Source organism: Arthrobacter sp. NPDC057388 (assembly GCF_042668165.1).
GTDB lineage: Bacteria > Actinomycetota > Actinomycetes > Actinomycetales > Micrococcaceae > Arthrobacter.
In genome coordinates this window covers 1-13,408 of sequence record NZ_JBHVBL010000067.1, presented here as the reverse complement: position 1 = coordinate 13,408, position 13,408 = coordinate 1, and the positions used below count along the sequence as shown (strand labels likewise).

The following is a 13,408-nucleotide window of genomic DNA, read 5'->3' as shown; positions in this document are numbered from 1 at the left end:
CGGCGGACAGATCATTATCAAGACAAACCCTTCGCAAGGCGTCAGTCACACCCAGAGTCACACCGCAACACAAGCCAATTCCATCATTACTGTCACACCTGGAAGTTCTGATTCACAATACCGATTATCGGCATCCGGGTTCGCTCGCCGGCAGGGCATGGATCTGTGGGTTGTGTGAGCAGGCAGATTCGGTGCCCCTATCGGGCGATGCACTTAGGGTGCTTCGGGTAACCGTCCTTAGCGGCGTAAGACTTCCTAGGTTGGCAGGACGGGCAAGAATATGGCGGGCTCCTGAACTGGACCCAGTATATTTGCACTATGCCCAGTGCCGTAGAAATCCTTACAACCGAGGTCTTCCCTGGCACTCGACCCGCCGATAATGAGGTCTTTCTTCGTCTGGAAGATTGGTCTGCTCCTGTGACTTACTTTGTCGGCCAAAACGGTAGTGGTAAATCCAAAGCCGCCCGACTCATCGCCAGAAGAGTTCCTGACTCCCTCTATCTCTCCACGGACCGCCTGCTTGGAGTAATGAGCATCAGCTCCAGCCCAAACGGCGCAAGCGTTAACGCGCCGAAGGGCGTCGCGCTGGGCGATGAGAATCGCGAGCACTGGACTCGTCAGTCACGTGAGCACGGCATGGCAACAGAGCAAATGCTTGTACTTCGAGAACAGCCTCAGGTAGCACTTCGTGTGGCCGCTTTTCTGCGAAAGGCATTGGGCCGAGTAATAGAGCTTCGCGAGACAGCCGGCTACCTCGACCCGTATGTTCGTATTGGCAGTATTGAGTACTCCCTGTTTCGAGATGAGGGCCACGGGCTTCGTGAGCTGGTAGTGCTCCTGACAGCGCTTTACCGAGGTGACTGGAAGCTGATCGTCGTTGATGAACCGGAATTACACCTACATCCGTCCATGGCACGGCTATGGGTATCAGAGCTGATAAGCGAGTGCACTAGGAGCGCTCGGCATGCACTAATCGTCACTCATGAACCATCGGTGGTGAAACCTGCTTCGGCGGATGAGCTGCGTTCGGTTTGGTTCTTCAGTGCGAACCAGAAGCCCTCGAGTGTGGCTTCACATTTCAATGAGTCTCAGGCAGGACGGGTTACGGCCAGTCTCGCCGTGAACATGAACCTCGTTAGTCAGCTCGTATTTGCACCCCGCCCTGTCCTGGTCGAGGGACCTCACGACGTTCTAGCCCTAAGGACGGCCTTGTCCCGCACAAAGGTCCCGGCGGTTGTTGCCCAAACCGAACTCGTGCCCTGCGGATCGAGCAATGCGGTTGCCCTGTGGTTTGCTATAGCGAAGAGTCTGCAAGTTGATGTCCGCGCTGTAGCGGACTTGGACGCAATCTTCACTGCCGACGTCCAAAGAACCATCGAACGAAGTCCCACTTTGCAGGCGAAATACCGGGAAGAGCTGTTCGCAGAGCCCCCAGCCACTCATGTCGCTCTGAGGCCGCTAATTGAGGCTGCCAACCAAGCATCGGTGAGCAAAGACGAGCGCAGCCGTGCACGTTGGCTTGCTGACCTAAATCATGGTGAAAGCGGACTGCTCAGCCGACGCAATAAACTCCTCGAAGTTTGGCGGTCGGAGGGCCTCTGGCTGCACCCGCAAGGGACACTCGAGGACGTCCTGAAGATCACCAAGGGTAAAGTGCAACCGGACATTGCGGCTGCCACGCCTGGGGATATCGATGCTGTCAGCGATTGGTGCGCCTTTGAACTGGACCCCCGCGGTGAACTCAGGCATCTGTTGGGTGCTGCGGTCGAGCGCATCGCAAACGCCATCAACCACGCGCAAGGGGTCGACCCTTCTGCGAACTTTGACCGCCCTGTCGGCACCACCGCGGCCATAGACGCAGAACTTGTAAGCGTTGGACGTTTACCGAGTGGCAAATACCGACTTACAGTAAAGCTTCCAGCTGAGTTCGAGGGGTATTGGTTGGACTTTGATCGGAACACGCCTTCCAACGGCATGGTGCTCGCCGAGCCTGACTCAGCTGCCGCCCCGCGTGGGGACATCTAGAGAGCCGACCGTGAGTCCTGCACGCACCTAAGCCTGTGAACACGGCGTCCGGCGGCGGCGGGGTCAGCCCACCACAAGGTAGCTTTGGAAATGTGCTTACTCGTCTCGAAGTTAACGGATTCAAAAATCTCTTCAACGTAGCTGTGGATTTTGGTGTCTACACCTGTATCGCGGGACCCAATGCTGTCGGCAAGTCAAATCTCTTTGACGTCATCGAGTTCATTTCCCTGTTGTCAAGCACCACTTTTCTGGACGCCGCGCAAAACCTAAGGGTTGCTGGAGACCGGGTCGGCGACCCCAAAACCCTTTTCTGGCTGGACGGCAGCGGACGCTACGAGAACATGGAACTCGCAGTGGAGATGATCGTCACCCCCCAGGTTGAGGATGACTTTGGACAGCCTGCCGCAGCAACCAGCACATTTCTACGATACGAGTTAGAGCTGGCGTACGAAGCTCCGACGGCAAAGGTCAGCGGACGCTTCGGCAACATACGGCTTGTTCGGGAAAGCCTTACGTACATTGGTAAGGGGAAGGCGAAGAACCACCTAAAGTGGGTTCGCGACCGCGCCTTCATTGACTCACTAGTCATGAACACGCGACGAACTAAATACATCTCCACGGACAGAGACGCTGCAGGCACGACGATCATCCAAGTTCATCAGGACGGCGGAAGCCGCGGGCAGCCGCGAAAATCGTCCGCCGAACGAACTCAAAGGACGGTCGTATCCACCACAAACACGTCGGACGACCCCACTATCTTGGCTGCCAAACGCGAGATGCAGCAGTGGCGCAAACTAGCCCTTGAGCCATCAGCCATGAGGTCTCCAGATTCAACTACCGACAAGAGTGTTATCGGTTCAAACGGATCGCACCTTGCGGCCGCACTGGCCAGGCTGATGGACGACGATCAAGACGTTCTAGCCCGGGTTGCAGCGACAGCGTCGGCACTAACTGACGTTCGAGAGGTGGAAATCGACTTTGACGAGAAGCGAGACATACTCACACTACAAGCTAAAGTTGGGTCCGGGCCGTTTCTCCCCGCTCAGGTCCTCTCCGAAGGGACTCTTCGTTTCCTAGCCCTTAGCGTCATTGAAGCGGACAGCGAGTTCGGAGGCGTCATCTGCATGGAGGAGCCGGAGAACGGAATTCACCCTGCCAAAATTGCCTCATTAGTTGACCTCTTGCGCGACTTAGCCGTCGACATGGAGGACGAGATTGGCCCGGGCAATCCTTTGCGCCAAGTGCTTGTGAACACGCATTCTCCTCACTTCGTGGCCGAGCAAAGTCCGGAAGACCTGCTTCTAGCACTTCCGATGAGCATCCTGAGGAACGGACACGAAGTCAAGAGCATGCAGCTAATCCCCATGGCAGGAACTTGGCGGGACTCCGGCGGCGGCTACTCCGGGTCCAAAGCGCTGATTACGGACTACTTGATCCTGCCCGAAGATGCCCCTATGCAGATGAGTGCCACCGAGATCGATGCAGTGAGGGCCAGACGATGACCGACGTGACTTTCGCTTTGATTCGTGAGGGAACTTCGGACGATGGCCTTGTTGCCCACCTTCGGACTCTCATTATCAATGCTGGCGCATCGAGCGTCGTCGGGGCGCCACGGGAATATAAAGGCACCACCAAAGAGCGAATTTCCGAGGTACTAGCTGAGCAAACCAAGGTTGATCTCATCTTTGTTCACCGAGACGCGGATAGTTCAGACCCGGAGCCGAGGTACGAAGAAATCCGTGACGCCGCCTCAGCTTTGGGCTGCAGCGACCAAGTCGTACCAGTCGTGCCAGTCCAAGAACTCGAGGCTTGGTTGCTAGCTGATTTGTCCCAGATCCGCTCTGTTTCGGGGCGCCCCAGAGGCAAGACACCGCTTGGCATACCGTCGGTCAAGAAGATCGAGTCCACCAAGTCTCCCAAAGAGATATTACAAAACGCGTGTTTGATAGCCAGCGAAACGACGGGCGCTCGTCGTAAGAAACAAGCCAAACAGTTCACGCAGCATCGTACAACGCTGCTCGAGCGCCTGGACCACGATGGCCCCGTCAGGAATTTGCCCTCATGGCAACGATTTGTGGACGATGTGACATCCAAGATTGCTGAGCTCTGCAGTTAGACGGGGAAGGGCTCCTCGAACTGGGGCCCCCTAGACTTCAGCTGCCGGCGCCGCGAACTGCGCCTCATACAGGCGTGCATACGCCCCGTCCGCAGCAAGCAAGGACGTGTGCGTGCCCTGCTCCACGATCTGCCCGGCCTCCATCACCAGGATGAGGTCGGCGTCACGGATGGTGGAGAGTCGGTGCGCAATGACAAACGAAGTCCGGTCCGAACGCAACGCGCTCATCGCCTTCTGCACCAGCAGCTCGGTCCGGGTGTCCACGGAGGAAGTGGCCTCGTCCAGAATCAGCACTGAAGGACGGGACAGGAACGCGCGGGCAATGGTCAGCAGCTGCTTCTCACCCGCAGAGACATTGGAGCCCTCGTCCTCGAGCACGGTGCCGTACCCCTCCGGCAGGGCCCGAACGAACCGGTCAACGTACGTCGCCTGCGCCGCCTCCACGATCTCTGCCTCTGACGCCGACGGCCTGCCATAGGCGATGTTGTCCCGGATGGTCCCGCCGAACAGCCACGTGTCCTGCAGCACCATTCCCATCCGCGAGCGCAGCTCGCGCCGGGGAACAGAGGTGATGTCCACGCCGTCGAGCGTTATCCGCCCGGCGTCCAGCTCATAGAACCGCATCATGAGGTTCACCAGGGTGGTCTTCCCGGCCCCGGTGGGGCCCACGATCGCCACCGTCTGCCCCGGTTCGGCCACCAGGCTGAGGGAAGAAATCAGCGGTTTGTCCGGTGAGTAGGAGAATGACACGTCCTCGAACACCAGCCGGCCGCGCCCGCCGGAGGCAGCAGCACCGGAGGAATCCGCGGACTGTTCCGCCTCGTCCAGCAGCTCGAACACCCGCTCCGCTGACGCCACGCCGGACTGCAGCAGGTTGGCCATCGACCCCAGCTGGGCCAGCGGCTGGGTGAACTGGCGCGAATACTGGATGAACGCCTGCACGTCGCCCAGCTGCATTGCGCCGGACGCCACCTGCAGGCCGCCCACCACCGCGATCGCCACGTATACCAGGTTCCCGATGAACGTCAGCGCCGGCATGATCAGCCCGGAAATGAACTGCGCCCCGAAGCTCGCCTCGAACAGTTCCGCGTTCTTCTCCCGGAACCGTTCCTCCACCTCCCGCTGCCGGCCGAACACCTTCACCAGCGCGTGCCCTGTATAGGTTTCCTCGATCTGCCCGTTCAGCTCCCCTGTGTGCTTCCACTGCGCCACGAACAGCTTCTGCGAGCGCTTGGCGATCAGCGCCGTCGTCACCAGCGTCAGCGGCACCGTCACGAGCGCGATCAGCACCAGCACCGGCGAGAGCAGGAACATCATCACCAGCACGCCCAGCACGGTCAGCAGCGAGGTGACCGCCTGGCTGATCGACTGCTGCAGGCTCTGCGAGATGTTGTCCACGTCGTTGGTCACGCGGCTGAGCAGCTCGCCGCGCTGGATGGAGTCGAAGTACCGCAGCGGCAGCCGGTGGATCTTCGCCTCGATCCGCTCCCGCAGCCGGAACACGGTCCGCTGCACCACGCCGTTGAGCACGTACGCCTGGATCCAGCCGAACGCCGAGGCCAGCACATACAGGGCCAGAGCCCACAGCAGGACTCCGGCCAGCGCCGTGAAGTCGATTCCCGCGCCCGGCGTCAGCGTCATCGCCCCGAGCATGTCCGCCTGTGCGTCCTGCCCGGACGCCCGCAGCCCGGCGATCACCTGCTCCTTGCTGGCCCCGGCCGGCAGGTTCCTGGACACGACGCCGGCGAAGATCAGGTTGGTGCCCTCGCCCAGCAGCCGCGGACCGGTCACCGAGAAGGCGACACTGACGACGGCGAGCGCCAGTACCAGCGCCAGCCAGGCCCGCTCGGGGCGCAGCTCCGCCAGCAGCCGCCGGGCCGACGCCCCGAAATTCAGCGCCTTCTCAGCCGGGACATTCATCCCGGCGAACGGACCGCCGCGTCCCGGTCCTCCGGCGGGCCGGGGAATGCGTGCGACGGCGGCCTGCCGGGTTCCGGGGGTGGCGTTCATGCCGCATCCTCCGCTGCCAGCTGCGAGGACACGATCTCGCGGTACGTCTCCGATGTCTCCACAAGCTCACTGTGCGTTCCGCGCCCGACGATCCTGCCGCCGTCGAGCACCAGGATCTGGTCCGCGTCCGCGATGCTGGAAACACGCTGGGCGATGATCACCAGCGTGGCCCCGGCAGTGTCCCGCCGCAGCGCCTGCCGGAGCCGGGCATCGGTGGCGGTATCCAGTGAGGAGAACGAGTCGTCAAAGATGTAGAGCTCCGGCCGTTTCACCAGCGCCCGGGCGATCGCCAGCCGCTGCCGCTGCCCGCCGGAAACGTTGGTGCCGCCCTGAGAGACGGGCGCGTCCAGGCCGCCTTCCATCTCCCGCACGAAGTCCTCCGCCTGGGCCGTGGCCAGCGCATGCCACAGTTCCTCCTCGGTGGCGTCCGGCTTGCCGTACAGCAGGTTGCTCCGCACGGTCCCGGAGAACAGGTACGGCCGCTGCGGCACCAGGCCGATGTGCCCCCACAGCAGGTCCGGGTGCAGTTTCCGCACGTCCACGCCGCCCATCAGCACCGCCCCGGAAGTGGCGTCGAAGAGCCGCGGCATGAGGTTCACCAGCGTGGTTTTCCCGGAGCCCGTGCTGCCGATGACGGCCGTCGTCCTGCCCGCGACGGCGGTGAAGCTGACGCCGCTGAGGACCGGCCGCTCGGCACCGGGGTAGGCGAATCCGACGTCGCGCATTTCCAGCTCGCCGCGGGCGGTGCCGTGGGAGGCGTCGTCGGCAAAATGCACCGGGTGGGCCGGCGGCCGCACGGACGACTCCGTCTCCAATACCTCGCCGATCCGGTCCGCCGAGACGGCCGCGCGGGGGATCATTACGGCCATGAAGGTGGCCATCATGACGGACATCAGGATCTGCAGCAGGTAGCTGAGGAATGCCACCAGCGTCCCCACCTGCATGGAGCCGTCCTCGATCCGGAACGACCCGAACCAGATCACCGCCACGCTGGAGACATTGAGCACCAGCATCACCACGGGAAATGCCAGTGCCATCAGCCGCCCGGCCTGCAGCGCCGTGTCCGTTACGTCCTCGTTGGCGCGCCCGAACCGCTCCGCTTCCAGGTCTTCGCGCACAAACGCCCGCACCACCCGGATGCCGGCCAGCTGTTCGCGGAGCACCCTGTTGACGGCGTCGATCCGCAGCTGCATGAGGCGGAACAGCGGCACCATCCGGCTGATGATGATCCCGACGCCGGCCAGCAGCACCGGCACGCTCACCGCGATCAGCCAGGACAGCTGGGCATCCTGCCGGACGGCCATCACCACGCTGCCGATGCTGAGCATGGGAGCGGCCACCATGAGCGTGGCTGACATCAGCACCAGCTGCTGCACCTGCTGCACATCGTTCGTGGACCGCGTGATGAGGCTGGCCGGGCCGAAGCGGGTGACCTCCTGCTCCGAAAACCCGCCGACCCGGGTGAAGATCGCCCCGCGCAGGTCCCGGCCCATCCCCATTGCCGCCTTGGCCCCGAAGTACACGGCGGCCACGGCGCAGGCAATCTGCAGCAGGGTGATGAACAGCATCAGGCTGCCGACGCGGAGGATGTAGCCGGTGTCCCCTTTGGCCACGCCCAGGTCGATGATGTCCGCGTTCAGGGTGGGTAGATAGAGGGACGCCACGGACTGCGCCAGCTGAAAAACGACGACGGCGACCAGCAGCCGCCGTTGCGGCCGCAGGTACCGGACAAGAAGCTTCCAAAGCATTCAGGGCACTCGCAGCAGGTCCTCGAAGTGATGGGAAGGCCAGTGTACGTCCGACGGCTGGGGACAGCCTGTAGGCTGAGCCAGTGGCCGGAGTTCCGGAACCACCTCGAATTGAACGCCGCAAATTGAAGAATGGGGACTTCATTGAGCGATCAGCAGTTGGGCTTTGGCGAGCCCGGAAACATACCGCCGGCGGTCCGGCTCTCGGCGGCCTGCTGGGTAGGCAGCGCCGTGGTGGCGGGCATGATGCCTGTCATTCTGGAGGTCGCGGAAATCGACTTCGGCCAGTCAATTCCCGGCTGGGCCGTGCCCTATCTGGTGGCGTTTGCGGTGCCGCTGACCGCCCTGCAGGTACTGGCCGCCCGGCATCTGCTGCACGGAGCACGCTGGGCCCGCATCCTCCTGACCGTCGCCGCAGCGCTGACGGCGCTCGGGGCCCCCGTCGACCTGACTGCATTGATCCTTGCCGGCCTGGTCCTGACCCTGGCCGGGGCCACGTTCATGTGGCTCCCACCATCCAACAGGTTCTTCCTGCTGCGCCGCGCAGCTCCTGCCTTTCCCGTGCCGGCAGCGTCCGGCGTGGACGCCGCCCTTAGGAAGACCGCCCCGTAAGGAGAACTCCTGTGACTGACACGCTCCTCCTGCCCGCCGTGGCAGAGGCCCTGGCCGCCCACGGCGTGGCCCATGAGGTCCTCGAATGTTTGCCTGAACTCGTGGACACGGCGGAGTTCTGCGCCCACTACGGCTTCAGCCTGGAGCAGGCGGCCAACACGATTCTGGTCGGATCCAAGAAGGTCGAGCCGCCCCGGTACGCGGTGTGCGTGGTCCTGGGCACCACCCGGCTGGACGTGAACCGTTCAGTCCGGGCCCTGCTGGACGTCAAGCGTGCCTCCTTTGCCGACGCCGAGACCACAACAGACCTGACCGGCATGCTGGTGGGCGGCGTCACCGTGCCGGGCATCGTCGGGGTGCCCGTGTACGTGGACCGGGCCGTGATGGATGTGCCACGGGTGGTCATGGGCGGCGGCAACCGCTCCAGCAAGATCGTCCTCGCCCCGGCCGAACTCCTCAAACTCCCCGGCGTCGAGGTGGTGGACGGGCTCGCCACGCCATGTGAACCGGCGGAGGCATAATGGCCACCGTGAATGAATATCCCTTCTCGCAAGTCGACGTCTTTGCCCCGGGACCGAAGCCCGGGAACCCGGTGGCTGTTGTGCATGACGCCGATGCCCTGTCCGCCGAGCAGATGCAGAGCTTCGCCAACTGGACCAACCTCCCCGAAACCACCTTCCTGCTCAGGCCGACACAACCGGAGGCGGACTACCGGGTGCGGATCTTCACACCGGCGTCGGAGCTTCCCTTCGCCGGCCACCCCACGCTCGGCTCCGCCCACGCGTGGCTGGAGAACGGCGGCCGGCCGCACCGCACGGGTGAACTCGTGCAGGAATGCGAGGTGGGGCTCGTCAAAATCAGCCAGACCGGGAGCGAGCAGTTCTTCGAGGCCCCGCCGCTACGCCGCTCCGGCCCTGTGGAGCCCGAGATCCTGGAGCAGGCCATCACGAGCCTGCGCATTACACCCGAGCAGGTGCTGGACAGCAACTGGGTGGACAACGGACCGGGCTGGCTCGGTATCCGGCTTGCGTCGGCCCCGGCTGTGCTGGACCTGGCGCCGGACTTCACGGCAATGGGCCGGCTGAATGTGGGTGTCATCGGGGCCTACGGGGACGGCGGGCCGGCCGACTTCGAGGTGCGCGGCTTCCTTCCCGGGCTGGCCATTCCCGAGGACCCGGTCACCGGCAGCCTGAACGCTGGCCTCGCGCAGTGGTTGGTCAGCACCGGCGTAGCGGAGGGCAACTACACCGTCAGCCAGGGCACTGCCCTGGGGCGCGGCGGCCGCCTGACCATCACCAGGGAAGGCGACAGCATCTGGGTGGGAGGCACCAGCCGCACTGTCATCCGGGGCGGCGTCTTCCTCTAGCCGGAACGCCGCCCGCCGCGCCCGGCTGTTCGCAGGTGCAGCGGCGCGCAGCACACAGTTGTAGATGAGAACGGTTCTCATTATGCTGGCATCATGATCGTGACCGTTCTCAGTTCCCTCGACTCCCTCTGCCGTCAGCAGGCGTGCGAAGCGCTGGCCGCGGCGCACCCCTCGGCTGCCGTCGTCGTCCATGACCTTCTGGAAAACGGCACCGTTGTATGCCGGATCTTCAGCCACGACGGCCCGGCCGAGCGGCACGAGACAGTCCTGGAACACGGCTGCCTGAGCTGCACCGTGCGTCTTGACGTGGTGCCGACCGTCCGGCGGCTGATGGCCCGCGGGGAGGAACACGTCATTGTCGGACTGCCCTACGGGGTGCCGGCATCCACCACAGTGGCCGCACTCCGGCACGAACTTGGCGCTGACTGCCCCGTCAGCTCCGCCGTTCACGCCTGCGCGCCGGACTGCGTGGAGGACCACCTCTGGGATCACCACACGCTGTTCGAATCGGGGTTCACGCCCGTGCCCGACGACGAGCGCACCTCCGGCGAATTCGTCATCGGAGAGCTTTCCTTCTGCGACACCATCCTTGCCGCGGAACCCGACGTTTTCCCCGTGGATCCTGACGGCCGGGCCCGCGGCCTGCAACTGCTCCGGGAGCTGGCGCCGCACGCCGACCTTGCCGAAGATGCGGCAGGCATCCGGCCAGGCCGGCATGACTATGCCGCCGCCGTGGGCAGAACGGTCCCCGGAACCGTCCAGGCAGGCCGCGCATCCCACGGACCGTTCACTACGGTTACCCAACGGATCCGCCGCCCGCTCCATCCCGGGAGGTTCCGCCACGCCCTGGCTACCCTGGCCGCCGGATGCTGCTGGCTCCGCGGCCACCTTTGGATAGCAACCGCCCCCGACTGCCGGATTGCCATTAGCGGGATCGGCCCGCGCATCTGGCTGGAAAACACGGGACCGTGGAAAACCCACACTGGCCCGGGCACCGGCGGGAGTGTGCTCGCCGCTACCGGCGACGGACTGGATGGGGACCAGATAGCCCGGATTCTCGCATCCTGCGAGCTCACCGACTCCGAAATGGACGCCGGATTCGAAGCCCTGGACGATCCATTTGGACTCATCCAGCCGAACTAAGCGACCCTCCACCAACTACAAGAAGGAGAAAGCCCCATGAAGGTACGGAATTCACTGCGAGCGCTGAAGAAGGTGCCGGGCGCCCAGGTGGTGCGCCGCCGCGGCAGGACATTTGTCATCAACAGGAAGAATCCACGGATGAAGGTCCGCCAAGGCTGAGCCCGCGGGCCAAGCCCACCGAGGAAGTGGTGCCGGGGACGGGCCGGTGCCCCATTGCGCCTGCCCGTCCCAGTCCATGGTCTGCCTGGGTAATCTGAGTGGGTCTTGCCCGTGCCGGTCTCTTGTGGGGCCGCGGCGCTTCTGCACGGCCCCTGCGGAATACTGTCCCCCGCAAGGCTCAAGAAAGGCGCAATGTTAGGTAAGGATCGCGGCAAGATCCTGGCCCGGCACCGTCGTCCCCTGTGATGGGTCAGGCCGCGGTCCGGGCGCCAATCGCGACGGATACGTGACATGCGCCTCAAAGACGCAACATTGCGCGGCCTCCGGCCGTTGAACAGGGGGACGGAAGGAGGCCACATGCTCATTGTTCTGACCGGAATCGACGGATCGGGAAAAACGACGGCGGCCCACTCCCTGGTGGCCGCGGCCCGCGCTGAGGGCATCAGCGCACTGCTGCTGAGCAACTATGCCGGCCGGCGGCGGATGTCCCTGCTCAGCGCCAAGCTGGGCATCCAGCTGCCGGCCCGCCTGGCGGACGCGGCTGAAACCACCCTGCGGGTCTTCAACGTGCTGGTGTCCACCGCCCGCGCGTCACGGTTCCCCGGCCTTGTTGTCATGGACCGCCACCTCCACTGCCAGCTGGCGCTGCGGCACGCGCGGGGCCTGCGCCGCGGACGGCTTCTCCCCTGGCTGATCCGCCGCCTGCCCGCCGCGGACCTGGTCATCCACCTGGACGTAAGCCCCGAGACCGCGCACCGGCGGATCGTGGCGCGGGGTACGGACGAGGAGTCCGTGGCTGAACTTTCCGCCTTGCGGAATGGCTACCAAGCACTGCCGGCGTACGCGGACATGGTGAAGATCGACGCCGGCGGCCCTCCGGCCGAGGTGCTCGCCAGCCTGGTAGACGCCATCGATTTCCGCCGGCTACTCAAGGTTTAGTCAAGAATTGCCGAAACGGCCCGATACGCCTTTACTGAACTTCCGCCGGCTGTAAATTAGTGCCAGCTCTCCTCTTTCCCCCCAAAAAATGGAGTGCTGGAAGCCTCCGCGCTTGAGTCTTTGATTCGCGCGGAGGCTTCACGTTTCATCCCCCGCACCGCTATCCGGGACTGTCTGCTCTGGCCAGGCTCCGCCGTCGACGATATAGTAAGCATGCTGATGACTTCGGATCGCTGGAATCATCATCTGTTCACTTCGACGAAGGAGACACTATGAGCACGAGGGTTGAGAAGCGCATTCTGGTGAACGTGCCGGTCAGCACGGCATATAACCAGTGGACCCAGTTCGAAGACTTTCCGCACTTCATGGGCGGCGTCAAGAAAGTGACCCAGCTCAGCGACGACCGCCTGGAATGGGTGGCCGAGATCGCGGGCGTGAAGCGCAAATGGGAGGCGCGGATCCTCGAACAGAAGCCCGACCAGAAGGTTGCCTGGGCGGCCACCGAGGGAGCCACCAACGCCGGGTCGGTCGAGTTTGAAGACGTGGGCGGCGGCCAGACCTCCATCAGGCTGTTCATCGACTACGAACCCGAAGGGCTCGTGGAGAAGATCGGCGACAAGCTCCACGTCGTGGAGCACCAGGCCGAGGCCGACCTGAAGAGGTTCAAGGAATTCATCGAGGACGAAGGCTATGCCAGCGGCGCCTGGCGCGGCTCGGTCAATGAAGGCGGCTCGGTGGGCACGCCGGGCGTTGAGCACGCTGCAGGCTCACTGGGCGACAGCGGCAAGGCGGGAATCTCCGGCAAGGCCGCCGCGGCGGCCGGGGTGGCGGCTGCAGCCGGGGCGGCCGCAGCTGTTGCAGCGAGCGGCAAGGACAAGGATACGGACACCGTTTACGTGGTGGACGAGGCCGTTGCCCCGGTGGCGCCGGAATACACCGAAACCACTGTTGTCACCGACACGACGGACACCACCGGCACTCCGGGCTTCGCCGGCGGAACGGCGGCAGGCACCGTTGCGGGTGGGGCTGCTGCCGGAACAGCTGCGGCAGGCACGGGCTCGGCGCTGACAGACGAGACCATCGCCCACCCCTTCGACCAGACCAACGGCCTGGTGGACGACGAAGGCGACTCGGACGAGACGGCGGCCAGCGACACACGGAGCGCCGCGGACCGCGCCGAACGGGAAGATGGCGGCCCCGGCACGGTTCCACCCCTCGGCGGCACCAGCGGCCAGCACTAGCGCAGCTGGCTGATAACTGAAGCGCAGTCACGGCGGCACCGTTATGGCG

12 protein-coding genes are annotated in these 13,408 nt (G+C 64.0%); 10 read left to right on the top strand and 2 right to left on the bottom strand.

Going from position 1 to position 13,408, the window contains the following annotated elements:
• The first annotated feature begins 417 nt into the window (after nucleotides 1-417).
• The 3 genes from ACFUTU_RS20210 (at nucleotide 418) to ACFUTU_RS20200 (ending at nucleotide 4,141) form a co-directional block, all read left to right on the top strand.
• Nucleotides 418-2,025: an ATP-dependent endonuclease gene (locus tag ACFUTU_RS20210; protein WP_377967567.1), complete on the top strand. Its 1,608-nt coding sequence runs from the start codon at nucleotides 418-420 to the stop codon at nucleotides 2,023-2,025.
• A gap of 92 nt (nucleotides 2,026-2,117) precedes the next feature.
• Nucleotides 2,118-3,527 carry an AAA family ATPase gene (locus tag ACFUTU_RS20205; protein WP_377967565.1) on the top strand — a complete coding sequence of 470 codons (1,410 nt, stop codon included), beginning with the start codon at nucleotides 2,118-2,120 and terminating at the stop codon, nucleotides 3,525-3,527.
• On the top strand, nucleotides 3,524-4,141 hold the full coding sequence (locus ACFUTU_RS20200) for a DUF4276 family protein (protein WP_377967563.1): 618 nt from the start codon (nucleotides 3,524-3,526) through the stop codon (nucleotides 4,139-4,141). The genes ACFUTU_RS20205 and ACFUTU_RS20200 overlap by 4 nt, the downstream gene beginning before the upstream one ends.
• A 30-nt stretch (nucleotides 4,142-4,171) precedes the next feature.
• Here ACFUTU_RS20200 and ACFUTU_RS20195 read toward each other — a convergent pair whose 3' ends face one another.
• Nucleotides 4,172-6,151 (bottom strand): ABC transporter ATP-binding protein, encoded by a 1,980-nt coding sequence (locus ACFUTU_RS20195; RefSeq protein ID WP_377967561.1) that lies wholly within the window; start codon nucleotides 6,149-6,151, stop codon nucleotides 4,172-4,174.
• Complete coding sequence (locus ACFUTU_RS20190; RefSeq protein WP_377967559.1) at nucleotides 6,148-7,899, bottom strand: ABC transporter ATP-binding protein; 1,752 nt, start codon at nucleotides 7,897-7,899, stop codon at nucleotides 6,148-6,150. Before ACFUTU_RS20190 ends, ACFUTU_RS20195 begins: the two co-directional genes overlap by 4 nt.
• 144 nt (nucleotides 7,900-8,043) lie before the next feature.
• Between ACFUTU_RS20190 and ACFUTU_RS20185 the strand changes: the two genes are divergently transcribed.
• From ACFUTU_RS20185 to ACFUTU_RS20155, 7 genes are all read left to right on the top strand, one after another.
• Nucleotides 8,044-8,511, top strand: a complete 468-nt coding sequence (locus ACFUTU_RS20185) for a hypothetical protein (protein ID WP_377967557.1) — start codon at nucleotides 8,044-8,046, stop codon at nucleotides 8,509-8,511.
• An 11-nt stretch (nucleotides 8,512-8,522) separates the two neighbouring features.
• On the top strand, nucleotides 8,523-9,032 hold the full coding sequence (locus tag ACFUTU_RS20180; RefSeq protein WP_377967555.1) for a YbaK/EbsC family protein: 510 nt from the start codon (nucleotides 8,523-8,525) through the stop codon (nucleotides 9,030-9,032).
• Entirely contained in the window at nucleotides 9,032-9,877 is an 846-nt protein-coding gene (locus ACFUTU_RS20175; protein ID WP_377967553.1) for a PhzF family phenazine biosynthesis protein, read from the top strand. Before ACFUTU_RS20180 ends, ACFUTU_RS20175 begins: the two co-directional genes overlap by 1 nt.
• A gap of 93 nt (nucleotides 9,878-9,970) precedes the next feature.
• A complete protein-coding gene (locus tag ACFUTU_RS20170) occupies nucleotides 9,971-11,020 on the top strand; it encodes a GTP-binding protein (protein WP_377967551.1) in 1,050 nt (349 codons plus the stop codon).
• A gap of 36 nt (nucleotides 11,021-11,056) precedes the next feature.
• Entirely contained in the window at nucleotides 11,057-11,179 is a 123-nt protein-coding gene (locus ACFUTU_RS20165) for a ribosomal protein bL36 (RefSeq protein ID WP_377967549.1), read from the top strand.
• A 357-nt stretch (nucleotides 11,180-11,536) separates the two neighbouring features.
• Complete coding sequence (locus tag ACFUTU_RS20160) at nucleotides 11,537-12,118, top strand: AAA family ATPase (RefSeq protein ID WP_377967547.1); 582 nt, start codon at nucleotides 11,537-11,539, stop codon at nucleotides 12,116-12,118.
• Nucleotides 12,119-12,390: 272 nt separating this feature from the next.
• Complete coding sequence (locus ACFUTU_RS20155) at nucleotides 12,391-13,359, top strand: SRPBCC family protein (RefSeq protein ID WP_377967545.1); 969 nt, start codon at nucleotides 12,391-12,393, stop codon at nucleotides 13,357-13,359.
• The last annotated feature ends 49 nt before the right edge of the window (nucleotides 13,360-13,408 follow it).